Origin of the sequence: Pseudomonas sp. PS01300 (assembly GCF_029960155.1) — a bacterium.
GTDB lineage: Bacteria > Pseudomonadota > Gammaproteobacteria > Pseudomonadales > Pseudomonadaceae > Aquipseudomonas > Aquipseudomonas palmensis.
The window spans coordinates 32,707-57,926 of sequence record NZ_JASCPN010000024.1; the positions used below are offsets into that span (position 1 = coordinate 32,707).

Here is a 25,220-nt window from a genome sequence, read left to right on the forward strand (position 1 = left end):
ATGGCGAAAGGGAGGCAAGTCAGATGACTCGCATACGCAGATGGGCACCGCAGCTCGCGCTGGTCGCGGCCACGGTGATGGGGCTCGCGACAGGGGCGGCAAGTGCCGCCGACAAGCCGAATATCCTGGTGATATTCGGCGACGACATCGGCCAGACCAATATCAGTGCCTACTCGATGGGGGTGGTCGGCTACCAGACCCCCAACATCGACCGCATTGCCAAGGAAGGCATGCTGTTCACCGACTACTACGCGGAAAACAGCTGCACCGCCGGCCGCTCCAGCTTCATCACCGGGCAGACGCCACTGCGCACCGGCCTGTCCAAGGTCGGTGCACCGGGGGCGCCGGTGGGCCTGCAGGACCGCGACATCACCATCGCCCAGGCGCTCAAGTCGCTGGGCTACGCCACCGGGCAGTTCGGCAAGAACCACCTGGGCGACAAGGACGAGTACCTGCCGACCAAGCACGGCTTCGACGAGTTCTTCGGCAACCTCTATCACCTCAACGCCGAAGAAGAGCCCGAGCGCCCCTACTGGCCCAAGGATCCGAACGACCCCTACGTGAAGAACTTCAGCCCGCGCGGGGTGATCCACGCCTTCGCCGACGGCAAGATCGAGGACACCGGTTCGCTCAACAAGAAGCGCATGGAAACCATCGACGATGAAACCACCGGCGCGGCCGAGGAGTTCATCAAGAAGCAGGTGGCCGCCGACAAGCCGTTCTTCGTGTGGATGAACACCACGCGCATGCACGTGTACACCCATGTGCGCGACTCGATGAAGGGCCAGAGCGGCATGCCCGGCAACGAGTACGCCGACGGCATGCTCGAGCACGATGGCGACGTGGGCAAGCTGCTCAAGACCCTCGACGACCTGAAGATCGCCGACAACACCATCGTGATCTACACCACCGACAACGGGCCCAACCAGTTCTCCTGGCCGGACGCGGCGACCACGCCGTTTCGCAGCGAGAAGGACTCCAACTGGGAAGGCGCCTTCCGCGTGCCGGCGATCATCCGCTGGCCGGGCAAGATCAAGGAAGGCACGGTGTCCAACGAGATGTTCTCGGGCCTGGACTGGTTCCCCACCCTGCTGGCGGCTGCCGGTGACACCGGCGTGAAGGACAAGCTGCTCAAGGGCTGGGCACCGACTGCCGGTGGCAAGAATTTCAAGGTGCACCTGGACGGCTACAACCAGCTGCCCTACCTCACCGGCCAGCAACCCAAGGGCGCACGTGACGAGTTCTACTACTTCAACGACGACGGCGACCTGGTGGCGATGCGCTTCGGCGACTGGAAGGCGGTGTTCTGCGAACAGCGTCGCCCCGGCGGCTTCGAAGTGTGGCAGGACCCGTTCGTGTGCCTGCGCGTGCCGAAGATCTTCAACCTGCGCATGGACCCGTATGAGCGCGCCGACGTGGTCTCTGACCAGTACAACGACTGGCTGGCGAAGAACGTCTACCTGACCGGCATCGCCACCATGAAGGCCTCGGTGTTTCTCGAAACCTTCATCGACTACCCACCCAGCCAGCACCCGGCCAGCTTCAGCGTCGACCAGGTGCGCAAGCAGGTGGACGCGAAGATCGAGGAGAAGATGAAGCAAGGCAAGCAATAGGCGGCAAGCTGCACACGGATGCCTCGTCCCTGACGGGGCATTTTGCCGACTGCGATACCCGCCCAACCCGCCAATCTGCTGCTAGGCTCAAGCACTGGTTGTCCCTCCCGCGAGGGCGTGTTCCCAGCACTCACCACAAGGCCCCTTGCCCTGATGCCGGTCGCCAGCCGCTCCTCCCGACACGCCAAAGCCCCCGCCGCCTGCGCTCCACCCCGCACACTGCACCTGGCAGCGACCCTGCTGCTGGTCTCCGGCAGCGCGGCGCTGATCTATCAGGTGCTGTGGATCAAGCAGCTGTCACTGGTGGTGGGGGTGGAAGTGCATGCGATCACCACCGGCATCAGCGCATTCTTCGCCGGGCTGGCGCTGGGCGGCTGGTGGCTGGGGCGTCACGCCGATCGGCTGCGCCGGCCGCTGCGCCTGTATGCGCTGCTCGAACTGGCCGTGGCCGTGGTCGGCATCGCAGCCACCCTGGCCCTGGGCAGCAGCGCCGGGTTGTTCGCCCGCCTGCAGGGCAGCATCGGGCTGCTGGCCTGGGCGCTGCCGTTCAGCCTGGTTGCCCTGCCGGCGCTGCTGATGGGCGGCACCCTGCCGGTGCTGGTGCGTGCCGTGACCGCGCAAGGGGCAACGGCCGGACGCGCCGGCGGGCAACTGTACGCGGCCAACACGGCCGGGGCGATTGTCGGCACCCTGCTCGCAGCCTTTGTGCTGATCCCGCTGCTGGGGGTGCGCGGCAGTGCCTGTGCCGCCGCCGTGCTCAACCTGCTGGCCGGGGGCGGCGCACTGTGGCTGCTGCGCCTGACACCGGACGTCGAAGCCGACACCGTGGTAACCGCCAGCGCCCCGCGCAGCCCGGCGGCGCGCCTGGCCCTGGCCCTGTACGCGGTGGCCGGGGGCATTGCGCTGGGCTATGAGGTGATCTGGTCGCAGGCCCTGGTGCAGTTCATGAGCACCCGCACCTTCGCCTTCGCGGTGATGCTGGCCACCTACCTGGCGGGGCTGATGCTGGGCAGCGCACTGATTGCCCGGCGCGTGGAGCGGCTGCGCGACCCGTGGGCCACCTTTGCCGTGCTGATCGGTGCGGCGGGGCTGCTGGCGCTGCTGGAAATCGCCGGGCTGGGGCGCTGGCTGATCAGTGCGCAAACCCAGGCCGAAGCGCTGGTACTGGGCCTGGGCGGCAGCGCACTGGCGGGCATGAGTGCCCGCTTTGCGGTGGTGGCGGTGAGCGTCGTGCTGCTGCCCACCACGCTGCTGGGGGCGGCGTTCCCGGTGGCGCTGCGCCTGGCCTGCGCGCCGGGCCATGCGGGGCGCGACGTGGGCGCGGTGGTGGCGCTCAACACCCTGGGCGGGATTGCCGGGGTGATGCTGTGCGGGTTCGTGCTGGTGCCCGCGCTGGGGCTGGTGCGCAGCCTGGGGGTGCTGGCGGTGCTGGCGGCAGGGGTCGGGGTAATCGCGGTCGTGGCGGGGGCGGGCCTGGCCGCTTCGCCGGCAAGGCCAGCGCCTGCAGGTACAGGCTCAGAATCTGCTCGAACCCTGTGGGAGCGGGCTTGCCAGCGAACAGGCCCACTCAGTCAACCCAGATTCATCGCCCTCTACGCCATTGCCCTGGCCAGCCTCCTGACCGCCCTGCTCACCCCACCCCAGCGCCTGGCCAACCTGCTGCCCGGCGCGCGCAGCGGCGAGCTGGTGTTCTATCAGGAAGGCCGTGGCGCCACGGTCGCCGTGGTCGAACAGCACAAGCCCCAGGGCAGCTTTCGTCGCCTGTACATCCAGGGCGTGTCCAACACCGGCGATGCCATGCCGTCGCTGCGCTACATGCGCCTGCAGGCCCTGCTGCCGCTGTTGATCCACAACGGCGAGCCGCGCTCGGCGCTGGTGATCGGGCTGGGCACCGGCATCACCGCCGGCGCCCTGCTGCGCTACCCCGGCCTGGAGCAACGCGTGGTGGCCGAACTGCTGCCGGCGGTGGTGCACGCCTCGACGCTGTTCCAGGGCAACTACCACGCCGCCGCCGATGCGCGCCTGGACATCCGCCTGCGCGACGGGCGCCGTGAACTGCTGGCCAGCCCGCAGCCCTACGACCTGATCACCCTGGAGCCACCGCCCCCTTCGGCAGCCGGCGTGGTCAACCTGTACTCGCGTGACTTCTACCAGCTGGCCGCCAGCCGCCTCAACCCCCAGGGCCTGGTCGCCCAGTGGCTGCCGCTGCCCACCCAGAACATCGACGACAGCCGTGCCCTGGTGCGCAGCTTCATCGACGTGTTCCCGCATGCCTCGCTGTGGACCACCGAGTTCCATGAAATGCTGCTGGTCGGCTCGCTGCAGCCGGTGCGCCTGGACCTGCCGCGCATCAGCGCGCGCCTGGCGCAACCCCCCGTGCAACGCACCCTGGCCGAGGTGGGCGTGGACTCGCCGGCCGCACTGCTGGCCACCTGGGTCACCGACCGCGCCGGCCTGGAGCGCTTTGCCGCGCAGGCCCCGGCCGTCACCGACGACCAGCCACGCATCGAGTACGCCCCCTGGGTGCGCAGCGACGAGATCACCCGGGTGTTGCCGGCCCTGCTGGCGCTGGGCAGCCCGGTGCCGCTGGAAGGCGCCGATGCCCTGGCCAGCCTGCGCCTGAACGACCAGCGCCAGCGCCTGCAGCGCTTCTACCAGGTGGGCCTGAGCGCCTACCGCGGCCAGCGCGACACCTGGGCGCGACAGGTTCAGGGCGTGATGCGAGAAGATGGCAGCAACCCGTACTACCGTTGGTTCCTGGGCATGCCGTGAAGCGCGCCGCCTGATTGAAGCGCCCCTTACCCCAACAGCATGGACGTCTGCATGTCGAAAAAGCGCGCCGTTACGCCGCCCCAACAGCCCCCCGTGCGCGGCACCAGCCTGCTCTGGCCGGTGCTGGCCGGGGCGGTCCTGCTGGCCCTGCTGGGCACCTGGTTCGCCCTCGACCGTGCCCCGGCACGCCTGCCGGTGGCCGCGCAGAGCACGCCACCAGCCCCGCCAGCGCCAAGCAGCCCCGCCCCGGCGCTGGTCGACGAAGCCACCTGCCAGGGTTGCCATGGCGAACAGGTTCGCCAGTGGCAAGGTTCCCATCACCAGTTGGCGATGCAGCCGGCCACCGCCCAGACCGTGCTGGGCAATTTCGCCGAAGTGCAGTTCAAGAGCGACCGCGAGACCACGCGCTTCTTTCGCCAGGGCGACCGCTTCTGGGTCAACACCCCAGGCGCCGACGGCCGGCCCCAGGATTTCGAGGTGGCCTATGCCTTCGGCATCGAGCCCCTGCAGCAGTACCTGATCGATACCGGCGGCGGGCACCTGCAGGCGCTCGGGGTGGCCTGGGATACGCGCCAGCAGCAGTGGTTTCACCTGTACCCCGGCCAGGGCGTGGACTTCAAGAACCCGCTGCACTGGAGCAAGCCGCAGCAGAATGCCAACTTCATGTGCGTGGAGTGCCATACCACCGGCTTCAAGCGCAATTTCAACGCTGCCAGCGCCACCTTCGACAGCCACTGGAACAGCCTGGGCGTGGGGTGCCAGGCGTGCCACGGCCCGGCCTCCGGGCACCTGGCGTGGGCGGCGCAAAAGCCGGCCAGGCAGGTTGCCCATGCCGGCTTCCAGCAGAGCCTGGTGGAGGGTGGCAACCTGGCCGAAGTCGAAACCTGTGCCCGCTGCCATGCGCGCCGCGCGCCGCTGGGCGATGGCTTTCACAACGAGCGCCGCCTGATGGACGACTACCTGCCCAGCCGCCTAACCCGCGAGCTGTATGAGCTGGACGGCAAGATCAAGGACGAGGTGTTCGAGTACGGCGCCTTCACCCAGAGCAAGATGTTCGCCAAGGGCGTGCGCTGCAGCAATTGCCACGAGCCCCACAGCACCCAGCTCAAGGCACCGGGCGACGGGGTGTGCCTGCAGTGCCACAACCCTGCGGGCAAGACCGGCGTGGCCGGGGTCGACGGCGCCGGGCTCAAGGCCCGCGACTATACCGCCACCGAGCACCATCACCATGCCCCCGGCAGCCCCGCGGCGCAGTGCGTCAGCTGCCACATGCCCGGCAAGTTCTACATGGTCAACGACTATCGCCACGACCACGGCTTCAGCATTCCGGCACCGGCCCAGGCACTGGCGCTGGGCACGCCGGATGCCTGCCTGGGGTGTCACAAGGGCAGTGCCGGGCAGCGCGTCAGCGAGCAGTTCGCGCTGTGGTACGCCGACCGGCCCTCCGACACACCGGCCTACGCCGCCAGCCTGGACCTGCTGCGCAGCGGCAAACCCGGTGCCGCCCAGGCGCTGCTGACGCAACTGGCCAACCGCGAACTGCCGGCGATCCGCCGCGCCACCCTGCTTGCCGAACTGCCCAACTACCCGAGCGAACGTGCCCTGCAGGCGGCGCGCAGCGCCCTGGGCGACAGCGCACCGCAGGTACGCGCCGCGGCGGTGGAAGCCCTGGCCGCGCTGCTGCCCCCGCAACAGCGGAGCATGCCGCTGGCCCCCTTGCTGCGTGACCCGGTGCTGGCCGTGCGCATCGCGGCCGCCTACGCCCTGCTGCCGGCACGGGCAGCCGGGCTGGGCGCGGCGCAGGCGGCGTTCGAGCAGGCGCTGGGCGAATACGAAAGCGTGCATCTGAGCCTGCTCGAACGCGCCGAAGCCAACCTCAACCTGGCCCTGCTGTACCAGGCCAACGGACGCACCGATGCGGTCGAGCCGTACCTGCGCAGCGCGGTGCTGCGCGACGCCGACTTCCTGCCGGCCCGTGTGGCCCTGGTGCAGTGGCTGGACAGCCATGGCCGCCAGGACGAAGCACGCACGCTGCTGGAAGACAGCCTGCGCCAGCACCCCGACTCGGCGCTGCTGCAGCAGGCCCACGGCCTGGCCCTGATTCGCCAGGGCCGTCGCGACCAAGCGCTGGTGGCGCTGCGCAAGGCCGTGCAGCTGGCCCCGCAGAACGCCGGCTACGGGTATGTGCTGGCGGTGGCCCTGCACGATCAGGGGCAGCGCGAGCCGGCAATGCAACAACTGTGGAGCAGCCTGCAACAACAACCGTTTAACCGTGATGTTCGGCTGGCCTTGATGCATTATCTGCAACAGGCCCGGCAGGTGGACACAGCCAATGCCCTGCTCGAGTCGCTGCGCCAGCTCAACCCCTACGACCCGATGCTGCAACCGCGCCCCGCCAGCGGGAGCTGAGGGCCTGCAAAAAATTTGATGAAGGCAGTATCGAACTAGAATCAGGCCTGCACACTCAGATGCGCATGTGCCTTACCTACCCTGCTCAGGAGCTTGTCCAAATGGCTGCACTGCAACCTGTCACCCTCACCGCCATCCGCACCCACCAGGCCTCCCTGGTAGCCGAATGGCTGGCCGGGCTGGACGCATCGGGTGCCACGCGCAACCTCAAGGCCGACGACCTCAAGCGCCAGACCGAAGAGTTTCTCGACCTGCTGCACGCCGGCCTGCAGAACGGCGATGCCAGCAACCTCAACGCCGGTGCCTGGGACGAAGTGCGCCTGTTCCTGGAAAAGCTCTCCCATAGCCGCGCCCTGCTCGGCCAGGACTCGCAGCAGACCGCCACCTTCATCTTCTCCCTCAAGGGCCCGCTGTTCGCCCTGCTGCAGCGCGAATACAGCGAGCAGCCGGCGCAACTGGCCAACCAGCTGCTGCAGGTGTCCGAACTGCTCGATGCCCTGGGCCTGCACACCATCCGCACCTTCCAGAAATCCCGCGAGGCGGTGATCAAGCGCCAGCAGGAAGAACTGCTGGAGCTGTCCACCCCGGTGGTCAAGCTGTGGGACGGCGTACTGGCACTGCCGATGATCGGCACCCTGGACTCGCAACGCACCCAGGTGGTGATGGAATCGCTGCTGCAGCGCATCGTCGACACCGGCTCTGAAATCGCCATCATCGACATCACCGGTGTGCCCACCGTCGATACCCTGGTGGCCCAGCACCTGCTCAAGACCGTGACCGCCATCCGCCTGATGGGCGCCGACTGCATCATCAGCGGTGTACGCCCGCAGATCGCCCAGACCATCGTGCACCTGGGCCTGGACCTGCAGGGCGTGGTGACCAAGGCCAACCTGGCCGACGCCCTGAAGCTGGCCCTGCATCGCCTGGGCCTGTCCGTCGCCAAGGCGGGCTGAAGCCATGGAGCGCATCCCGATTCTGCAAATCGGCGAATTCCTGCTGGTGACCATCCAGGTCGACATGCATGACCAGCTGGCCATGACCCTGCAGGACGACCTGTCCGAGCGCATCAGCGCGACCTCGGCCAAAGGCGTGCTGATCGACATCTCGGCGCTGGACATGGTCGACTCCTTCATCGGCCGCATGATCGGCACCATCTCCGGGGTGTCGCGCATCATGGACACGCAGACCGTGCTGGTGGGCATGCAGCCGGCCGTGGCGATCACCCTGGTCGAACTGGGCCTGACCCTGCCCGGCGTGCGTACCGCGCTCAACGCCGAGCGCGGCATGCGCCTGCTCAACAACTCGGCTGCACCGCAATGAGCGCCGAGCAAAGCGGCACCCAGCCCATCCTGCTGGAGCAGGATGTGGTACGTGCACGGCAACTGGCGCGCACCCTGGCCCAGGGCTGCGGCATGAGCCTGATCAACCTGACCAAGCTGGTCACGGCGGTCAGCGAGCTGGCCCGCAACGCCGTGGTGTATGGCGGCGGTGGCCACATGGACTGGCAGGTGGTCGAGAAGGACCATCGCAAGGGCCTGCGCCTGACCTTTCGCGACGAAGGGCCGGGCATCCCCGACATCAAGCTGGCCATGACCGATGGCTGGACCAGCGGCGGCGGCCTGGGCCTGGGCCTGACCGGGGCCAAGCGCCTGGTGGACGAGTTCGAACTGGATACCGCCCCCGGGGCCGGCACGCGCGTGACGATTCTGCGATGGGCCTGAGTATCCTGGGCAGCCTGACCCAGGTGCTGCCGATAGAAGACGAGAGCCAGGTCGGTCATGCCCGGCGCTGCGTGCAACGCCTGGCCGAACAGCAGGGTTTCGATGCCACCGACGCCGGGCGCGCCGCGCTGCTGGCCACCGAGCTTGCGAGCAACCTGCTCAAGCATGCCGGGCGCGGTGAACTGCACCTGCGGGTGCTGCCCAACAGCGGCTACAGCGGGCTGGAACTGATCGCCATCGACCGTGGTGCAGGCTTCGACCTGCACCACTGCCTGGCCGACGGGTTCTCCACCGGCGGTACCCAGGGCATCGGCCTGGGCGCGATCAAGCGCCTGGCCGATGTGTTCGATGTGTACGCCGACAGCCGTGGCGCCGCCGTGCTGGCGCGCCTGTACCCACGCAGCAGCGCGGCCTGCGACCTGCGCTGGGGCGCCAGCCAGCACAGCCTGCATCACGACCCGGCCTGTGGCGATGCCTGGTACCTGGCCTACGACGGCCAGCGCATCAGTGCCCTGGTGGTCGACGGGCTGGGCCACGGCGAGCTCGCCGAACGGGCCGCCCACGCCGGCACCCAGGCCTTTGCCCAGGCCCCGTTCGCCGACCCCGCGCAGGTGCTCGAGGCGATGCACGTCAACATGCAGGGCACCCGTGGCGGCGCCGCGGCCTTCGCCCAGTACGACAACGGCGCGCTGCGTTTCAGCGGCGTCGGCAACATCGGCGCGCACCTGCTCGCACCCGGTAGCAGTCGTGGCCTGGCCTCGCACCCGGGTATCGTCGGCGGGCAATTCCGTCGCGTGCGCCCCTTTGACTATGCTGATGTGCATGCCAACCTGCTGGTGCTCTACAGCGACGGGCTGCAATCGCGCTGGGACCTGCAGCAGTATCCTGGCCTCATGCATCAGCACCCGGCACTGATCGCCGCCGTGCTGCATCGCGACTTCTGCCGAGGCCGCGATGATGTCACCGTGCTGGTTGTTGCCCTGGAGACCCTAAGTGGCTGATTCCCCTACCCTTGCCGACACCGAGGCGCAGGCGCTGATCGCGCGGCTGCGTGAAGAGGGCGACGCCCTGCGCGCCGAACTCGAAGAAACCAACCAGGGCGTGCTGGCCCTGTATGCCGAGCTGGATATCCAGGCCGAGCAACTGCGCCAGGCCTCGGACCTCAAGAGCCGCTTCCTGTCGTACATGAGCCACGAGTTTCGCACGCCGCTGGGTTCGATCCTGAGCATCGCCCGCCTGCTCAGCGACGAGCTGGACGGCCCGCTGAGCCCCGAGCAGCACAAGCAGGTGACCTTCGTCAGCAATTCGGCGCGCGAACTGAGCGACATGGTCGACGACCTGCTCGACCTGGCCAAGATCGAGGCCGGGCGCATCACCATCTCGCCGGCCTGGTTCGACATGCTCGACCTGTTCGCGGCCCTGCGCGGCATGTTCCGGCCGATCGTCGATGCCTCGGCGGTCGACCTGATCTTCGAAGAGCCCCAGGGCCTGCCGCGCCTGTACAGCGACGACAAGAAGCTGGCGCAGATCCTGCGCAACTTCATTTCCAACGCGCTGAAATTCACCGCCCGTGGCGAAGTGCGGGTATCGTCGCAACTGGAAGACGACGGCCAGATCCGCTTTGCGGTGCACGACACCGGCATCGGCATCCCGGGCGAGCTGCACGACACGCTGTTCGAGGACTTCGCACAGATCGACTCGCCGCTGCAGAAGCGCCTGCGTGGCACCGGCCTGGGCCTGTCGCTGTGCAAGCGCTTCGCGGCGCTGCTGGGTGGCCGGGTCGGGGTCGAGAGTACACCCGGGGTCGGTTCGACCTTCTACGTAGTGATCCCCTTGGCGCTGGCCCAGGAGCCTGGTGATGAAGCCTGACATCCGCCTGCTGATCGTCGACGACAACATCGTCACCCGCTATGCCCTGCGCCGGCGCCTGGAATGCCATGGCTACCGCATCGACGAGGCCGGCACCGGTGGCGAGGGCCTGGAGCTGATTGCCAGCCAGACCTACGACGCGCTGATCCTGGATGTACACCTGCCGGACATGAGCGGCTTCGATATCGTGCGCATCCTGCGCGCCACCCCGGCCACCGCGTTGCTGCCGGTGATCCACGTATCGGCGGCCGCCATCGGTACCGGCGACATCATCACCGGGCTGGACGCCGGGGCCGACGCCTACCTGATCCACCCGGTCGACCCCGAGGTGTTGCTGGCCACCCTGCGCACGCTGCTGCGGGTACGCGACACCGAGCAGGCGCTGCGCGAGAGCGAGGCGCGCTTTCGCGAGATCTTCGTCAGCACCGCCGCGCCCATCGCGCTGCTGGGCACCGGGCTCAAGGTGCACGAATGCAACCAGGCGTTCGCCCAGCTGATCCAGGACAACCTGAGCCCCGACACCCTGGTCGAGTGCTTTGCCGACGACCAGCAGCCGGTGATCGACGAACTGCTGCGCAGGCTCGGCACCCGGGACCGCTGGAAGGGCCTGCTGCACATGCGCGTCAACGGCCTGCTGCGCGAGACCCAGTGGCAGGTGTCGCCCTACCGCAGCGGCGAGTCGAGCCTGATCTTCGTCGAGGACGTGACCGAACAGCGCCACCGCGAGCGCACCCAGCGCGCCGAACTGGACAGCGCGACCACCCTGCTGGCCCAGGAAGTGGCCGAGCGCGCCCGTACAGAGGCGCAGTTGCTGCAGGTGCAGAAGATGGACGCACTGGGCAAGCTTACCGGCGGCATCGCCCATGACTTCAACAACATGCTCACCGGCATCATCACCAGCCTGGAGCTGATCAAGAAACGCATCGAGCAGGGCCGCGTCGACAAGGTGCAGTCCTACGCCGACGCTGCACTGGGCGCCGCCATGGGGGCCGCCACCCTGACCCACCGCCTGCTCGCCTTTGCCCGCCAGCAACCGCTGGACCCCCGCCCGGCCGACATCAACCAGCACATCCGCTCGCTGGAGGAACTGCTGCGACGCACCATCGGCGAACACATCAGCCTGCACCTGAACCTGAGCGAGCACCTCAGCGTGGCCCTGGTAGACCCGATCCAGCTGGAGAACGCCGTGCTCAACCTGGTGATCAACGCGCGCGACGCGCTGCCCCAGGGTGGCAACATCTGGATCAGCACCTACGCGGCGCACACCCAGGACGACCTCAAGCTGGCCGATGGCGCCTACGTGGCATTGTCGGTGCGCGACGACGGCAGCGGCATCGCCCCCGAGGTGATCGGCAAGGTCTTCGACCCGTTCTTCACCACCAAGCCCATCGGCCAGGGCACCGGGCTGGGGCTGTCGACCATCTACGGCTTCGCCCGCCAGTCGGCCGGCGACGTGCAGATCCGCAGCACCGGCGGGCGCGGTACCGAAGTGACGCTGCTGCTGCCGGCCAGCCAGAGCCCGCTGTTGAGCATCACCGAACCCACACCCGACACCGTGATCAGTACCGCCGGCGAGCATGTGCTGGTGGTCGAGGACATGTCGGTGGTGCGCAGTTTCGTCTGCGAGGTGCTGACCGATGCCGGTTACCGCTGCACCCCGGCGCCGGACGTCGAAAGCGCCCTGCAGAAACTGCATGCCGACCCGAGCATCGCCCTGCTGCTCAGCGACGTGGGCCTGCCGCACATGAACGGGCGCGAGCTGGCCAATGTCGCGCGCATGCTGCGCCCGAGCCTGCCGGTGCTGTTCATGACCGGCTACGCCGAGAACGCCATCGACCGGCAGCATTTTCTCGGTGAGCGCATGGACATCGTCACCAAGCCGTTCCAGATCCACGAACTGCTGGACAAGGTTCGGCGCAGCCTCGACGCCTGAGCCGCCTCAGCCCAGGGCCCGGGCCAGAAACGGCGCGGTACGGCTGTGGGCACTGGCCGCCACCTGCTGCGGCGTGCCGCAGGCCACCAGCGTTCCGCCCTGGTCCCCCGCCCCCGGGCCGATGTCGATCACCCAGTCGCTCTGGGCCACCACGCGCATGTCGTGCTCCACCACGATCACCGTATGCCCGGCATCCACCAGGCGCCCCAGCTGCAGCATCAGCCGGTCGATATCCTGCGGATGCAGGCCGTTGGTGGGTTCGTCGAGCACATACAGGGTGGCCCCGCGGGCCATGCGCTGCAGTTCGGTGGCCAGCTTGATGCGCTGCGCCTCACCGCCCGACAGCTCGGTGGCCGGCTGGCCCAGGCGCAGGTAGCCCAGCCCGATTTCGTGCAGCACCGCCAGGGCACGCTGCACCGCCGGCTGCTGCTCGAACACCGCCAGCGCCTGGGTCACCGTCAGTTGCAGCACCTGGGCGATATTCAGGCCCTGCCAGGTGACCGCCAGGGTCTGCGGGTTGTAGCGGGCGCCATGGCAGGTGGGGCACGGTGCGTAGACGCTGGGCATGAACAGCAGCTCGACGGTGACAAAGCCTTCGCCTTCGCAGGTGTCGCAACGGCCCTTGGCCACGTTGAACGAGAAGCGCCCGGCGTCGAAGCCCTGCTCGCGGGCCGCATCGGTGGCGGCGAACAGTTTGCGCACGTGGTCGAACAGGCCGGTGTAGGTCGCAAGGTTCGAGCGCGGGGTACGGCCGATGGGCTTCTGGTCCACCTGCACCAGCCGGCGGATGTGCTCCAGGCCCGCCGTGACCTGGCCGCCGCTGGCCTGCGCCACGTCATCCTCCAGGCTCTGCTCCTGGGGCTCGCTGGGCGCAGTGGCCTGGCCCAGGTGCGCGCCCACCAGCTCCAGCAGCGCCTGGCTGACCAGGCTGGACTTGCCCGAGCCGGAAATCCCGGTGACGGCCGTGAAGCACCCAAGGGGGAAGGCCGCATCGAGGTTGTGCAGGTTGTTGCGCGTCACGCCCTCCAGGCGCAGCCAGCCGCCGGGTTCACGCGGGGTGCGCGGCACGGCGGCCTGGGCGCCGAACAGGTAGTTGCGGGTCTGCGAGGCCTCGACCTCGGCCAACCCGGCCGGGGGCCCGCTGTACAGCACCTGGCCGCCCTGCTCGCCCGCCGCCGGGCCCACGTCCACCAGCCAGTCGGCGCGGCGCATGGTGTCCAGGTCGTGCTCGACCACGAACACCGAATTGCCCGCGGCCTTGAGGCGCAGCAGGGCCTCGTGCAGCGCCTCGCCATCGGCCGGGTGCAGGCCGGCCGAGGGTTCGTCCAGTACATAGATCACGCCGAACAGCTGCGAGTTGAGCTGGGTGGCCAGGCGCAGGCGCTGCAGCTCGCCCGACGACAGGGTCGGCGTGCTGCGCTCCAGGGCCAGGTAACCCAGGCCCAGGTCGATCAGGGTGGCCACCCGTTCGAGCAGGTCCTGGGCGATGCGCTGCGCGGCCAGGCGTTTTTCCAGCGAGAGGTTGGGTGTGTGGCGCACGTCCGGGCCGCCGGCATGGGCGTTGTCGCCCCTGGCCGCGCGCTGCTGGCGGGCGTCACGGGTTTGCGCGTGGGTCAGCACCGCACCCTGCTCGTCGCCATGCTCGACATAGGTGGCGCTGGCCACCGGCTTGAGCACCTCGGCCAGCTGCAGCAAGGGCAACTGCGCCAGCTCGGCAATGTCCAGCCCGGCGAAGGTCACGGTCAGGGCCTCGCGCTTGAGCCGCTTGCCCGCGCACAACGGGCAGGCGCTGGCCCGCATGAACTGGCTGACGCGCTTGCGCATCAGCGCGCTCTGCGAATGGGTGAAGGTGTGCAGCACATAGCGCCGCGCGCCGCTGAAGGTGCCCTGATAGCTGGGTTCGAGCTTGCGCTTGAGGGCGTCGCGGGTCTGGGCCGGGGTCATGCCGGCATACACCGGCACGGTGGGGGTCTCTTCGGTGAACAGGATCCAGTCGCGCTGCTGCTGGGGCAGGTCGCGCCACGGAATGTCGACGTCATAGCCCAGGGTCACGAGGATGTCGCGCTGGTTCTGGCCCTGCCACGCCAGCGGCCACGAGGCCACCGCACGCTCGCGGATGGTCAGCGACGGGTCGGGCACCATCGAGGCCTCGTCCACCTCGTAGACCCGGCCCAGGCCGTGGCACTCGGGGCATGCGCCCTGGGGCGTATTGGGCGAGAAGTCCTCGGCATACAGCATCGGCTGGCCGTCCGGGTAACTGCCGGCACGCGAATAGAGCATGCGAATCAGGCTCGACAGCGTGGTCACGCTGCCCACCGAGGAGCGCGCGCTGGGGGTGCCGCGCTGCTGTTGCAGGGCCACCGCCGGCGGCAGGCCTTCGATGGCGTCCACATCCGGCACCCCGACCTGGTCGATCAGGCGTCGCGCATAGGGCGCCACCGACTCGAAATAGCGGCGCTGGGCCTCGGCATACAGGGTCGAGAACGCCAGCGACGACTTGCCCGAGCCGGACACGCCGGTGAACACCACCAGCGCATCGCGGGGGATGTCCACATCCACGTTCTTCAGGTTGTGTTCGCGCGCGCCGCGCACCTTGACCATGCCGGCCGGGCCGGCATGGGGCGTGGTGGATCGAGGTGAATTCATGGTCGGACCTTGGTCGGCGAGGGTCTGGAATTGGAGCGGCGTGCGCGGCGGATCGTTCCACCGCCGCCCTGGGGCCTCAGCTCAGCGCGGCCCGCAGACGTTGACGCAGGCGCGAGCCGAACACGTTGATCAGCAACCCCACCATCACCAGCACCCCACCCCAGCATTGCAGGGTACTCAGGCGCTCACCCAGCAGCAACGCCGAGGAGCTCAGCCCCACCACTGGCACCAGCAGCGAAAACGGTGCGACCTTGCCCGCCGGGTAGCGCGACAGCAGGCCGCTCCACAGGCTGTAGCCGAGCATGGTGGCGATGAAGGCCAGGTACGCCAGGGCCAGGATCGAGTTCAGGCCGATGCCGCGCAGCGAGCTTTCGATCAGCGCCGGCCCTTCGAGCCACCACGACAGGGCGAAGAATGGCAACGGCGGGATCAGCGCGCCCCAGATCACCAGCGCCACCAGGTCGATGTTGCCGAAGCGGCGCGTGATGATGTTGCCCATGGCCCAGCATGCGGCGGCGCACAGGGTCAGTAACAGCGCCAAAAATGGCACGTGGCTGCCGTTCTCGCTGCCGATCAGCGCCAGGCCCCCGGCGGCCACCAGCAGCCCCAGCAGGCTGGCGGCGCGCAGCCGCTCACCGAGAAACATCGCGGCAAAGAACAGCGTGAAGAAGGCCTGCGACTGCAGCACCAGCGACGCCAGGCCCGGCGGCATGCCGTTGCCCATGGCCTCGAACAGAAAGGCGAACTGGCCCAGCGAGATGGTGGTGCCGTAGGCCAGCAACCAGCGCCACGGCAGTTGCGGGCGCTTGATGAAGAAGATCGCCGGAAACAGCACCAGCACGAAGCGCAGGCCACCCAGCAGCATGGGCGGCAGGCCGTCGAGGCCGACCTTGATCACCACGAAATTCAGGCCCCAGGCGACGATCACCACCAGCGCCAGCAACAGGTCCTTTAACGGCATTCTGCCCTCACCAATTTGTAATATTTCGAAACAGCATATCCTTATTCCCGGGTTCAGTTACACCCGTCGGCGGCGCATGCCTGTGTGACCAGCAGCTGCCCGGCAGCCCACACCACAAAAAACGCCGCGCAACCTGCAGAACCGTCGTATAAATATCGGCCCGGTGCCTAACGCCCCGTCCTGCCAGAGGCCAGTATCCATGCCCCTCAAACCCTTCTGCGGTGCCAAACTCGCCCTGCTGTTCCACGACCACCTGCTCACCTACAGGCGCGACGTGAAAAGCACCATCCCCTTCCCCGGCTGCTGGGACTTTGCCGGCGGGGGGCGCGAAGGTGATGAGACCCCGGTGGAATGCGCGCTGCGCGAGCTGGACGAAGAGTTCGCCCTGCGCCTGCCCCCCGAACGCATCGAATGGCGCCGCAACTACCCCAGCCTGGCCAGACCTGGCTGGGAGTCCTGGTTTTTGGTGGGGCACATCACGCAGGGGGAAATCGATGCCATCGAATTTGGCGACGAAGGCCAGTACTGGCAGATGATGCCGATCAGCGATTACCTGAAACACGCTGAAGGTGTGTGGTATCTGCAGGATCGGCTGCGGGACTATCTGGCGCAGGCCAGTTGAACCCGTTGGGTGGCGAACCACCCGGCAGGAACGGATTGCGCCGGCGCAAGGGCCGGCGCGGCGGGTACTTACATGTGGCTGTGGTCGTGCATCGAGTGCTCGCCGTGACCGTCGGTGGCGGTCAGCGAACGCACCGGGGCGTCGACCTTGATCGACTCCTTCTGGCCCTTGGCGTCTTCGACGATCAGGGTCAACGGCACCGTGTCGCCTTCCTTCACCTGCTTGACCAGGCCCATCAGCATCACGTGGTAGCCATTGGTGTCGAGCACCACCGGCTTGCCGGCGGGCAGGTCCAGCGCCTTGACTTCACTCATGCTCATCACGTCGTTGTGCATCTGCATCTGGTGCACCTGCACGGTCTTGGCCACCGGCGACTCGACACCCACCAGCTTGCTGTCGGTGCTGGCAGTGAGGGTCATGAACGCACCGGTCGACTGCTGCTGCGGCACGCTGGCGCGCACCCAGGGCTCGCCCACGGTGGTCTGGGCAACGGCGGGCAGCGCCGCACCGAACAGGGACAGCAACGCCATCGCGCCAAGCGCGTGTTTCACGGGAGAACGCATTAACAAACCTCCATTACGGTAAGCAGGTCTTCGGTGCATTCCCTGGCATTGAGGGAATGCGAGAGGCCAAGGCGCAGCACGCCACGCGAGTCGAACACGTAGCTGGTCGAGCTGTGGGAAATGGTATAGGTGTCGCCGGCCGGCACCTTCTCGTAGAACACGCCGAATTCCTTGGCCACTGCGGCCGTCTCTTCCAGGGTACCGGACAGCGCCACGAACGAGGGATCGAAGGCCTTGACGTAGGCGTCCAGCACTTCGGGGGTGTCGCGCTCGGGGTCCAGGCTGATGAACACCACCTGCAGGAAGTCGGCGTCGCGACCCATCAGCTTCTTGATCTGCACCGCGCGGGCCAGGGTGGTGGGGCACACCGCCGGGCATTGGGTGAAGCCGAAGAACACCATCGGCATCGAGCCCTGGAAGCTCGACAGGGTCATTACGTTGCCTTGCGGGTCCTTGAGCTTGAAGGTGCGGCCGAGGATCTTGTTGCTCAGGTCCTTGCCGTATTTGAAGTCCAGCGCGCCGGAGTTGTTGCAACCTGCCAGGGCACCGAGGCCGAGCAGGCCGAGCCCGGCGATCACCGTGCGCCGGGTCAGTAAATCGTTCATGTAACCATCCTTTTGGGAAGGTGCCGGCCCCGAGAGCGGGAGCCTTGTGCAAGGGTTTTGCGAGGCGGCATTTTGTCACGCAGGGTCGACGGGTTCCAGCGCGCAGCGCCAGATGGGTGCGGTCTGATGTCGCAGCATGGCAGTCAAGATTGTAAGGAAGATTTACCGAGCGAATAGAAATGTTATACAGTAACCATTCAATTCGCCCCCTCTGCCTGCGATCTTTCAATGACTAGCGCTACTGCCCTCCCCGCCGCCAGCAAACCGAGCCAACGCCTGCTGTCCATCGATGCCCTCAGGGGCCTGGTGATCCTGTTCATGCTGCTGGACCACGTGCGCGAAACCTTCTTCCTCCACCGCCAGGTGAGCGACCCGATGGCCATCGACAGCACCGAACCTGCGCTGTTCGTCAGCCGTACGCTGGCCCACCTGTGCGCCCCGGTGTTCGTGCTGCTGACCGGTCTGTCGGCCTGGCTGTATGGCCAGAAGCACCAGGGCCGGGGCGATGTGTCGGCCTTTCTGTTCAAGCGCGGGCTGTTTCTGGTGGTGCTGGAGTTCACCCTGGTGAACATCGCCTGGACCTTCCAGCTGCCACCCAGCGTGATCTACCTGCAGGTGATCTGGGCCATCGGCATCAGCATGATCGCCCTGGCGGCCCTGGTGTGGTTGCCGCGCCCGCTGTTGCTGGTGCTGGGCGCCGCGATCGTGGCCGGTCACAACCTGCTCGACGGCCTGCACTTTGCGCAGGGCTCTGCGCTGCACGTGCCGTGGGCGATCCTGCATGACCGCGGCTGGCTCGAGTTCTCCGACAGCCTGCGCCTGCGTACCTCGTACCCGGTGCTGCCGTGGGTCGGGGTGATCGCGCTGGGCTACGGCCTGGGGCCCTGGTTCGCCCACTCGATGCCGGCCGCCACGCGCCAGCGCCGTCTGCTGCTGGCAGGCCTGGCAACCCTGATCGGCTTTGTCGCCCTGCGCCTGCTCAACGGCTACGGCGAGGCGCCATGGACGGTTCAGGCCGATACCGCGCACACCCTGATGAGCTTCTTCAACATCACCAAGTACCCGCCCTCGCTGCTGTTCCTGGCCCTGACCCTGGGGGCTGGCCTGCTGTTGCTGCTGGGCCTGGAGCGCGCCGGGCAGCGCCGGTGGATCAGCACCCTGGCGGTGTTCGGCGCCGCACCGATGTTCTTCTACCTGCTGCACCTGTATGTGCTGAAAGTGGCGTACCTGGCCTGCGTTGCACTGCTGGGCCTGAACCAGGGCAATTACTTCGGCTTCGATGGTATCTGGGCGGTGTGGCTGACCGCCGTGCTGCTGGCCGTGGCGCTGTTCCCGCCGGTGCGCTGGTTTGCCGCGTTCAAGGCCCGCCGTCGCGACATTGCCTGGCTCAAGTACCTCTGAGGCTGGCGGGGTTTTGTTTCCCTGCGGGCGGCGTGATCGACTACCATGCCGCCCGCCGGTTTCCACACGGAATCAATAGGGAATCCGAGACGCCACTGCATGGCGTCAAACGGAACTGCCCCCGCAACTGTAAGTGCCGAGCCTGCTCCTGAAATGCCACTGGGTGACCCCCGGGAAGGCCGGAGCCAGGTGACGACGCACCAGTCAGGAGACCTGCCGGCACAGCAACAATCACTAACCGGCGGGGTGTCCGGGGAGTACATCTGTGCCGCGAGCGCCCCGCGCGCCGAACGGCCTTGCCCTGCCCGCGCGGCAGCGCCTGTCGATGTGTTTCCAGGTTGTACACCCCTGCCCGTGTACGGTTCGAATGGAGATCGCATCATGCAGTTGCCCCGCCTTGTCACCCTGCTCGCGGGCCTGGGTCTGTCGACCCTGGCCCAGGCCGCCCCGACCCACTACCCGCTCACGCTGCAGAACTGCGGCATGCCGCTGACCTTCCAGCACGCGCCCGACAGCGCCGTGACCATCGGCCAGGCCGGCACCGAGATGTTCTACGCACTGGGCCTGGGCGACAGGCTGGTCGGCACCTCGCTGTGGTTCAACGATGTGCTGGCGCAGTACAAGGTGCAGAACGACAAGGTCGAGCGCCTGGCCGACAACGACCCCAGCTTCGAGGCGGTGATCGGCAAGCGCCCGCAACTGGTGGCGGTGCAGCTGGAGTGGATGGTCGGCCCGCAGGGCGTGGTCGGCACCCGCGAGCAGTTCCATGAGCTGAACATCCCCACCTACCTGATGCCGTCCGACTGCGAGGGCAAGGACAACCTGGTCGGCGCCGACGGCACCCGCCTGGAGCCGTTTCGCATCGACAGCATCTACAACAGCATCAGCCAGCTGGCCGAGATCTTCGACGTGCAGGCGCGTGGCGAGCGGTTGAACAGCGAGCTCAAGGCACGCCTGGCCAAGGCTGCCGCCACCGTGAAAGGCAAGGATCTGAAGGACACCAGCGCCCTGTTCTGGTTCTCCAGCGCAGACCTGGACATCGACCCTTACGTGGCCGGGCGCAAGGGTATCCCCGACTACATGCTGCAGACCCTGGGCGTGCGCAACGTGGTGCAGTCCGATGAGGAATGGCCGACCGTGGGCTGGGAAACCATCGCCAAGGCCAACCCCACCTTCCTGGTGATCGCGCGCATGGACCGTCGTCGCTTCCCGGCCGATGACTACCAGAAGAAACTCGAATTCCTGCGCAGCGACCCGGTCACGCGCAACATGGACGCGGTCAGACACAACCGCATCGTGATTCTCGATGCACATGCCATGCAGGCCAGCACGCGCCTGTTCAGCGGCATGGAGACCCTGGCCTCGGCCATCAACGGCTTCGACCTGGCGCCATGACAGGCAGCGTTGTGCGTGGCCTGCTCGCGTGCCTGGCCCTGCTGCTGGCGATACTGGCAGGGGTGGCGATTGGCGAAACGCCGATCGCCCCCTCGGTGGTGCTGCAGGTGCTGGCCAACAAGCTGTGGGCCGCCGGGCACCTGCTGGACCCGATCGATGAAGGCATCGTGTGGAACTATCGCCTGACCCGTGCGCTGGTGGCCGCCGCCTGCGGCGCGGGGCTGGCCACCTGCGGGGTGGTACTGCAGTCGCTGCTGCGCAACCCGCTGGCCGACCCGTACCTGCTCGGCATCTCGGCCGGCGCCTCCACCGGCGCGGTGCTGGTGGCGCTGCTGGGGCTGGGCGCGGGGGCGATCACGCTGTCGCTGGGCGCCTTCGTCGGGGCCATCGCGGCCTTCGCGCTGGTGGCGCTGCTGGCCCGTGCCAGCGGGCCGTCCAACAGCACGGGGCAGATCATCCTCGCCGGGATCGCCGGCTCGCAGCTGTTCAACGCGCTCACCGCCTTTCTGATCACCCGGTCGGCCAGTGCCGAGCAGGCGCGCGGCATCCTGTTCTGGCTGCTGGGCAACCTCAGTGGCGTGCGCTGGCCGTCGGTGTGGCTGGCGGTGCCGGTGGCGCTGGCCGGCCTTGCGGTGTGCGTGTGGCATCGGCGGGCGCTGGACGCCTTCACCTTCGGCAGCGACTCGGCTGCCTCGCTGGGCATCCCGGTACGCCGCGTGCAGGTGCTGCTGATCAGCTGCGCGGCGCTGGTGACGGCAGTGATGGTGTCGATCGTCGGCGCCATCGGCTTTGTCGGGCTGGTGATTCCGCATGCGATGCGGCTGCTGTTCGGTACCCCCCATGCGCGCCTGCTGCCGGCCAGCGCGCTGGGTGGCGCGCTGTTCCTGATTGCCGCCGACGTGCTCTCGCGCACCCTGATCAAGGGCCAGGTGATTCCGGTGGGGGTGATCACGGCGCTGGTCGGCGCACCGGTGTTCGCATTGATACTGATTGGCCGCAGGAGCGCCCGATGAACGCTGTCACCCACCCGCTGGATGAAGCTGCACTGCGCTGCACCGGCCTGGGTTTGAAGGTGCGCGATGCCGTGCTGCTGGACGCGGTCGACCTTGAGGTGCGCCGTGGCGAGACCCTGGGTATCGTCGGCCCCAACGGCTCGGGCAAGTCCACCCTGCTCAAGCTGCTGGCCGGGCTGCGCACGCCCACCTGCGGCGAGGTGCAGCTGGGCAGCAACGCGCTCAGGCAGCTGCCACGCCGCGAGGTGGCGCGGCGGTTGGCAGTGGTCGAGCAACAGGCCGACACCAGCGATGCGATCAACGTGTTCGATGCCGTAGCCCTGGGCCGCACGCCGTGGTTGTCGGCGTTGCGCCCCTGGTCGGCAGACGATCACGCCATCGTGCAGCAGGCCCTGGCCGACGTGGATGCCACCCACCTGGCAACACGCAGCTGGCGCAGCCTCTCCGGTGGCGAGCGCCAGCGCGTGCACATCGCCCGGGCCCTGGCGCAACGCCCGCAGCTGCTGTTGCTCGACGAGCCGACCAACCACCTCGACATCCAGCACCAGCTGGGCATTCTGCGCCTGGTTCAGGCGCTGCCGGTGACCACCCTGATCGCCCTGCACGACCTCAACCAGGCCCTCACCTGCGATCGCCTGGCCGTGCTCGAGCGCGGGCGCCTGGTGGATGTTGGCCCGCCGTTGCAGGTGCTGACCCCGCAACGCCTGCAGGCCACCTTCGGGGTGCAGGCGCACTACCTGACCGACCCCTTCGACGGCGCGCAGATCCTGCGCGTTCGTTCCTCTTGACCTGAAATGGATAGCCCGCCCATGCGCCTTGCCGCCTTGCCCCTGCTGCTCGCCAGCGCCCTGCTCGCCCCTTCGGTATCGGCCGAGGTGCACGAAGTGAAAATGCTCAACCGTGGTGCGACCGGCAGCATGGTGTACGAGCCGGACTACCTGCGCATCGCCCCCGGCGATTCGGTGAAGTTCATCGCCACCCAGAGCGGGCACAATGCCGCCTCGCTGCCCGGCCTGCTGCCCGAAGGCGCCGAGGCGTTCAAGGGCAGGATCAACCAGCAAATCGAGCAGACCTTCAACGTGCCGGGCCTGTACGGCATCCAGTGCATCCCGCACCTGTCGATGGGCATGGTGATGCTGATCCAGGTCGGTGAGCCCGCCGCCACGCCACCGAGCCTGCCGAGCACCTTGCCCAGGCGTGCAGCAGATCGTCTTGCCGCCCTGCTGCAACGCGAGGCCGCACAATGATCGCACTGCGCACCCGTTCGGCCCTGCTGCTGGCATTGGCCGGGCCGGCGCCCCTGGTGCTGGCCGAATCGGCCCAGGAGCAGGCCAACGGCCTGGTCGAAGACAGCACCTGGAGCCTGCTCAACCGCAGCGTGTACGACAACCGCGAATACCGCCACGGCGCGCGCAACAGCGGCGCACGCAATGCCTACAAGCCCCGTGCCGAGCGCAACGGTTATGCCGAGGAATGGGCCTATGGCCTGATGGGCACGTTGCAGTCGGGCTTCACCCAGGGCCTGATCGGCGTGGGCGTGGATGCCCATGCCTACCTCGGCGTGCAACTGGACAGCGGCGGCGGACGCGCCGGCAAGGCGCGCCTGCTGGGGCTGGACAACCACGGCCACCCCAAGAACGAATTCAGCCGCGGCGGCGCGGCGGTCAAGCTTCGGGCCTCCTCCACCGTGCTGTCGTATGGCGAACAGCGGGTCAAGACCCCGGTGTTCAGCTCGTCCGACAGCCGCCTGCTGCCCGAAACCGCCACCGGGGTGCTGGTCACCAGCAACGAGTTCGAAGGGGTGAAACTGGTAGGCGGGCACTTCACCGAGAGCACCGACCGCAACGCCAGCAGCCATGACCAGGGGTTCGTGGTGAACTACTCCAACGCAGCAAAGGGCGATGCCTTCGACCTGGCCGGGGTGGTCTACAGCGCAAGCCCGAGCCTCAGCGCCAGCCTGTACACCTCGCGCTACGAAGATACCTGGAACCAGCACTACCTGGGCGGCACCTTCAGCCATGCACTGGACGCCAATCGCTCGCTCACCTTCAACCTCAACCTGTACCGCACCACCGACACCGGCAGGGCGTTGTCCGGGCAGATCGACAACACCACCTGGAGCCTGCTCTCGACCTACGCCCAGGGCCCGCACAGCTTCAGCCTGGGCTACCAGAAGGTCGATGGCGACACACCGTTCGACTATGTGACCCGTGGCGCGATCTTCATCAGCAACGCCGTGCAATTGTCGGACTTCAACGCCCCCAACGAGCAGTCGTGGCAGGCCCGTTACGACCTGGCGATGACCCCGTGGGGCCTGCCCGGGCTGGTGCTGAGTGCGGCGTATGTGCGCGGCAGCCGCATCGATGGCAGCCACGTCGACCCGCGTGGCGGCTATGCGTACCTGGGCTACGGCGAAGGCGGCAAGCACTGGGAGCGCGACCTGGAGGCGCGCTACGTGGTGCAGGGCGGCGTGGCCAAGGGCACCACCGTGTCGCTGCGGCACAACGTGCACCGGGGCAACACTGCCCAGGCCGAGCTGGATGCCGACCAGATCCGTTTGGCGGTGGAATACCCGCTCAACGGGCGCTTCTGAGGTTCAGCCGGCGGGCAGGCGATATTGCATGTGGGTGGTCTGCCACACCGGGTCGGCTTCCACATCGATGATCTCGAAGCCATGTTTTTGCCAGAAACCAATGGCGCCTGGCAGAAACGGATGGGTGTGCAGGTACAGCACCTGCACCTGGTCCTGCAGCGCCAGCTCACGCAACGCGCGGTACAACTCACCGGCCAGCCCGCTGCGGCGATAGGCCGGCAACACGAACAGGCGCACCACTTCCACCACCTTCTGCCCACGGTAGTCGAGCTGGCGGAAGCGGTGGTCGTAAGGCAGGTAGCCGATGGCCGCGACGATCTGGCCATTGCAGCGGGCCAGAAGGAAACGCCCCGCGCCGTGCAGGTAGACCTGTTCGAACTGCTGCAGGTCTGCCGGCATCCCGGTGGCGGCGAGCTTGGGGAACAGCGCGGCGCGGGCCTGCATCACGAATGCTACGGCAGCCTGCCTGTCGTCGGCGCCGGCCTGGTGCAGCGTGATCGGCTCAGGGCGCATAGCGCAGCGGCAGGCGGGTGGAGTACTTGATCTGCTCCATGGAGAAGCTGGAGCTGATGTCGGACAGGCCCGGAATGCGGATCAACTGCTTGTACACCGCGTCGTAGGCGGCCACGTCCGGCACCACCACGCGCAGCAGATAGTCGGTATCGCCGGCCATGCGGTACACCTCCAGCACTTCGTCGATACCGGCCACGGCGGCATGAAAGCCGGCCAGCCAGTCGGCGTTGTGCTGGGTGGTCTTGATCGAGACGAACACCACCACGCCGACATTGAGCTTCTTGCCGTCGAGCAGGGCCACGCGGCCGCGGATGATGCCGGCCTCTTCGAGCTTCTGGATGCGCCGCCAGCAGGCGGTGGTGCCCAGGCCGATCTGCTCGGCGATATCGCCCACCGCACGGGTGCAGTCGGTTTGCAGAAGGTCGAGTATTGCCCGGTCCAGCTTGTCCATGCAGAAGCCTTTTGGTGGGGAGAGGCGTCGGGCATTTTCCATCAGGTGGGCGGGGTGTGTCACGGGGCAGGCAGCAGTGCGGTGACGGTGGCCGCCCCTTGCAGGAGCTGGCCTTGCCAGCGAAGGGGCCGGCGAACCGT

At 67.7% G+C, this 25,220-nt stretch carries 22 protein-coding genes and 1 riboswitch; of the genes, 16 read left to right on the top strand and 6 right to left on the bottom strand.

The window, feature by feature from the left end; all coding sequences use genetic code 11:
• The first annotated feature begins 23 nt into the window (after positions 1–23).
• The 9 genes from QMX96_RS13855 (at position 24) to QMX96_RS13895 (ending at position 12,317) form a co-directional block, all read left to right on the top strand.
• Positions 24–1,613 carry an arylsulfatase gene (locus tag QMX96_RS13855; protein WP_043859768.1) on the top strand — a complete coding sequence of 530 codons (1,590 nt, stop codon included), beginning with the start codon at positions 24–26 and terminating at the stop codon, positions 1,611–1,613.
• 153 nt (positions 1,614–1,766) lie between these two features.
• Positions 1,767–4,385 carry a fused MFS/spermidine synthase gene (locus tag QMX96_RS13860; protein WP_282361918.1) on the top strand — a complete coding sequence of 873 codons (2,619 nt, stop codon included), beginning with the start codon at positions 1,767–1,769 and terminating at the stop codon, positions 4,383–4,385.
• Positions 4,386–4,436: 51 nt separating this feature from the next.
• On the top strand, positions 4,437–6,794 hold the full coding sequence (locus QMX96_RS13865) for a cytochrome c3 family protein (protein ID WP_282361919.1): 2,358 nt from the start codon (positions 4,437–4,439) through the stop codon (positions 6,792–6,794).
• Between the two features lie 101 nt (positions 6,795–6,895).
• Positions 6,896–7,747, top strand: a complete 852-nt coding sequence (locus tag QMX96_RS13870; RefSeq protein ID WP_054915144.1) for an STAS domain-containing protein — start codon at positions 6,896–6,898, stop codon at positions 7,745–7,747.
• 4 nt (positions 7,748–7,751) lie between these two features.
• The gene (locus QMX96_RS13875; protein ID WP_043861203.1) at positions 7,752–8,114 is read left to right on the top strand and encodes an STAS domain-containing protein; all 363 of its coding nucleotides are present in this window, start codon (positions 7,752–7,754) and stop codon (positions 8,112–8,114) included.
• Complete coding sequence (locus QMX96_RS13880) at positions 8,111–8,515, top strand: anti-sigma regulatory factor (protein ID WP_043861202.1); 405 nt, start codon at positions 8,111–8,113, stop codon at positions 8,513–8,515. The genes QMX96_RS13875 and QMX96_RS13880 overlap by 4 nt, the downstream gene beginning before the upstream one ends.
• Positions 8,506–9,516, top strand: coding sequence for an ATP-binding protein (locus QMX96_RS13885; RefSeq protein WP_178083069.1), 1,011 nt, complete (start codon positions 8,506–8,508; stop codon positions 9,514–9,516). The genes QMX96_RS13880 and QMX96_RS13885 overlap by 10 nt, the downstream gene beginning before the upstream one ends.
• Positions 9,509–10,384, top strand: a complete 876-nt coding sequence (locus QMX96_RS13890; RefSeq protein WP_043861201.1) for an ATP-binding protein — start codon at positions 9,509–9,511, stop codon at positions 10,382–10,384. The genes QMX96_RS13885 and QMX96_RS13890 overlap by 8 nt, the downstream gene beginning before the upstream one ends.
• Positions 10,374–12,317 (top strand): response regulator, encoded by a 1,944-nt coding sequence (locus tag QMX96_RS13895; protein WP_282361922.1) that lies wholly within the window; start codon positions 10,374–10,376, stop codon positions 12,315–12,317. Before QMX96_RS13890 ends, QMX96_RS13895 begins: the two co-directional genes overlap by 11 nt.
• A gap of 6 nt (positions 12,318–12,323) precedes the next feature.
• On the opposite strand, the gene QMX96_RS13900 is transcribed toward QMX96_RS13895, so the two are convergent.
• Positions 12,324–14,963, bottom strand: coding sequence for an excinuclease ABC subunit UvrA (locus QMX96_RS13900; RefSeq protein ID WP_282361923.1), 2,640 nt, complete (start codon positions 14,961–14,963; stop codon positions 12,324–12,326).
• A 76-nt stretch (positions 14,964–15,039) separates the two neighbouring features.
• Positions 15,040–15,924, bottom strand: coding sequence for an EamA family transporter (locus QMX96_RS13905; protein ID WP_100633335.1), 885 nt, complete (start codon positions 15,922–15,924; stop codon positions 15,040–15,042).
• Between the two features lie 199 nt (positions 15,925–16,123).
• On the opposite strand from QMX96_RS13905, the gene QMX96_RS13910 reads away from it, so the two are divergent.
• Positions 16,124–16,546 carry an NUDIX hydrolase gene (locus tag QMX96_RS13910; RefSeq protein WP_104572655.1) on the top strand — a complete coding sequence of 141 codons (423 nt, stop codon included), beginning with the start codon at positions 16,124–16,126 and terminating at the stop codon, positions 16,544–16,546.
• A 68-nt stretch (positions 16,547–16,614) separates the two neighbouring features.
• Here QMX96_RS13910 and QMX96_RS13915 read toward each other — a convergent pair whose 3' ends face one another.
• Positions 16,615–17,109 (bottom strand): copper chaperone PCu(A)C, encoded by a 495-nt coding sequence (locus QMX96_RS13915; RefSeq protein WP_043861196.1) that lies wholly within the window; start codon positions 17,107–17,109, stop codon positions 16,615–16,617.
• Positions 17,109–17,714, bottom strand: a complete 606-nt coding sequence (locus QMX96_RS13920) for an SCO family protein (protein WP_054915148.1) — start codon at positions 17,712–17,714, stop codon at positions 17,109–17,111. Before QMX96_RS13920 ends, QMX96_RS13915 begins: the two co-directional genes overlap by 1 nt.
• Positions 17,715–17,942: 228 nt before the next feature.
• On the opposite strand from QMX96_RS13920, the gene QMX96_RS13925 reads away from it, so the two are divergent.
• The 6 genes from QMX96_RS13925 (at position 17,943) to QMX96_RS13950 (ending at position 24,116) form a co-directional block, all read left to right on the top strand.
• The gene (locus tag QMX96_RS13925) at positions 17,943–19,115 is read left to right on the top strand and encodes a DUF1624 domain-containing protein (RefSeq protein WP_275727664.1); all 1,173 of its coding nucleotides are present in this window, start codon (positions 17,943–17,945) and stop codon (positions 19,113–19,115) included.
• A 39-nt stretch (positions 19,116–19,154) separates the two neighbouring features.
• Positions 19,155–19,351: riboswitch (cobalamin riboswitch) on the top strand.
• 145 nt (positions 19,352–19,496) lie between these two features.
• Positions 19,497–20,510, top strand: coding sequence for an ABC transporter substrate-binding protein (locus tag QMX96_RS13930; protein ID WP_058541263.1), 1,014 nt, complete (start codon positions 19,497–19,499; stop codon positions 20,508–20,510).
• Positions 20,507–21,523, top strand: a complete 1,017-nt coding sequence (locus tag QMX96_RS13935) for an iron ABC transporter permease (RefSeq protein ID WP_043861192.1) — start codon at positions 20,507–20,509, stop codon at positions 21,521–21,523. Before QMX96_RS13930 ends, QMX96_RS13935 begins: the two co-directional genes overlap by 4 nt.
• Positions 21,520–22,311, top strand: a complete 792-nt coding sequence (locus QMX96_RS13940) for an ABC transporter ATP-binding protein (RefSeq protein WP_210015331.1) — start codon at positions 21,520–21,522, stop codon at positions 22,309–22,311. The genes QMX96_RS13935 and QMX96_RS13940 overlap by 4 nt, the downstream gene beginning before the upstream one ends.
• A gap of 21 nt (positions 22,312–22,332) precedes the next feature.
• The gene (locus QMX96_RS13945) at positions 22,333–22,770 is read left to right on the top strand and encodes a pseudoazurin (RefSeq protein ID WP_058541265.1); all 438 of its coding nucleotides are present in this window, start codon (positions 22,333–22,335) and stop codon (positions 22,768–22,770) included.
• A complete protein-coding gene (locus QMX96_RS13950; RefSeq protein ID WP_229589348.1) occupies positions 22,767–24,116 on the top strand; it encodes an OprD family porin in 1,350 nt (449 codons plus the stop codon). Before QMX96_RS13945 ends, QMX96_RS13950 begins: the two co-directional genes overlap by 4 nt.
• 3 nt (positions 24,117–24,119) lie before the next feature.
• On the opposite strand, the gene QMX96_RS13955 is transcribed toward QMX96_RS13950, so the two are convergent.
• Together QMX96_RS13955 and QMX96_RS13960 are read right to left on the bottom strand one after the other, a co-directional pair.
• Entirely contained in the window at positions 24,120–24,629 is a 510-nt protein-coding gene (locus tag QMX96_RS13955; protein WP_282361924.1) for a GNAT family N-acetyltransferase, read from the bottom strand.
• Positions 24,619–25,080, bottom strand: coding sequence for an Lrp/AsnC family transcriptional regulator (locus QMX96_RS13960; RefSeq protein ID WP_043861187.1), 462 nt, complete (start codon positions 25,078–25,080; stop codon positions 24,619–24,621). The genes QMX96_RS13955 and QMX96_RS13960 overlap by 11 nt, the downstream gene beginning before the upstream one ends.
• Positions 25,081–25,220 lie beyond the last annotated feature (140 nt).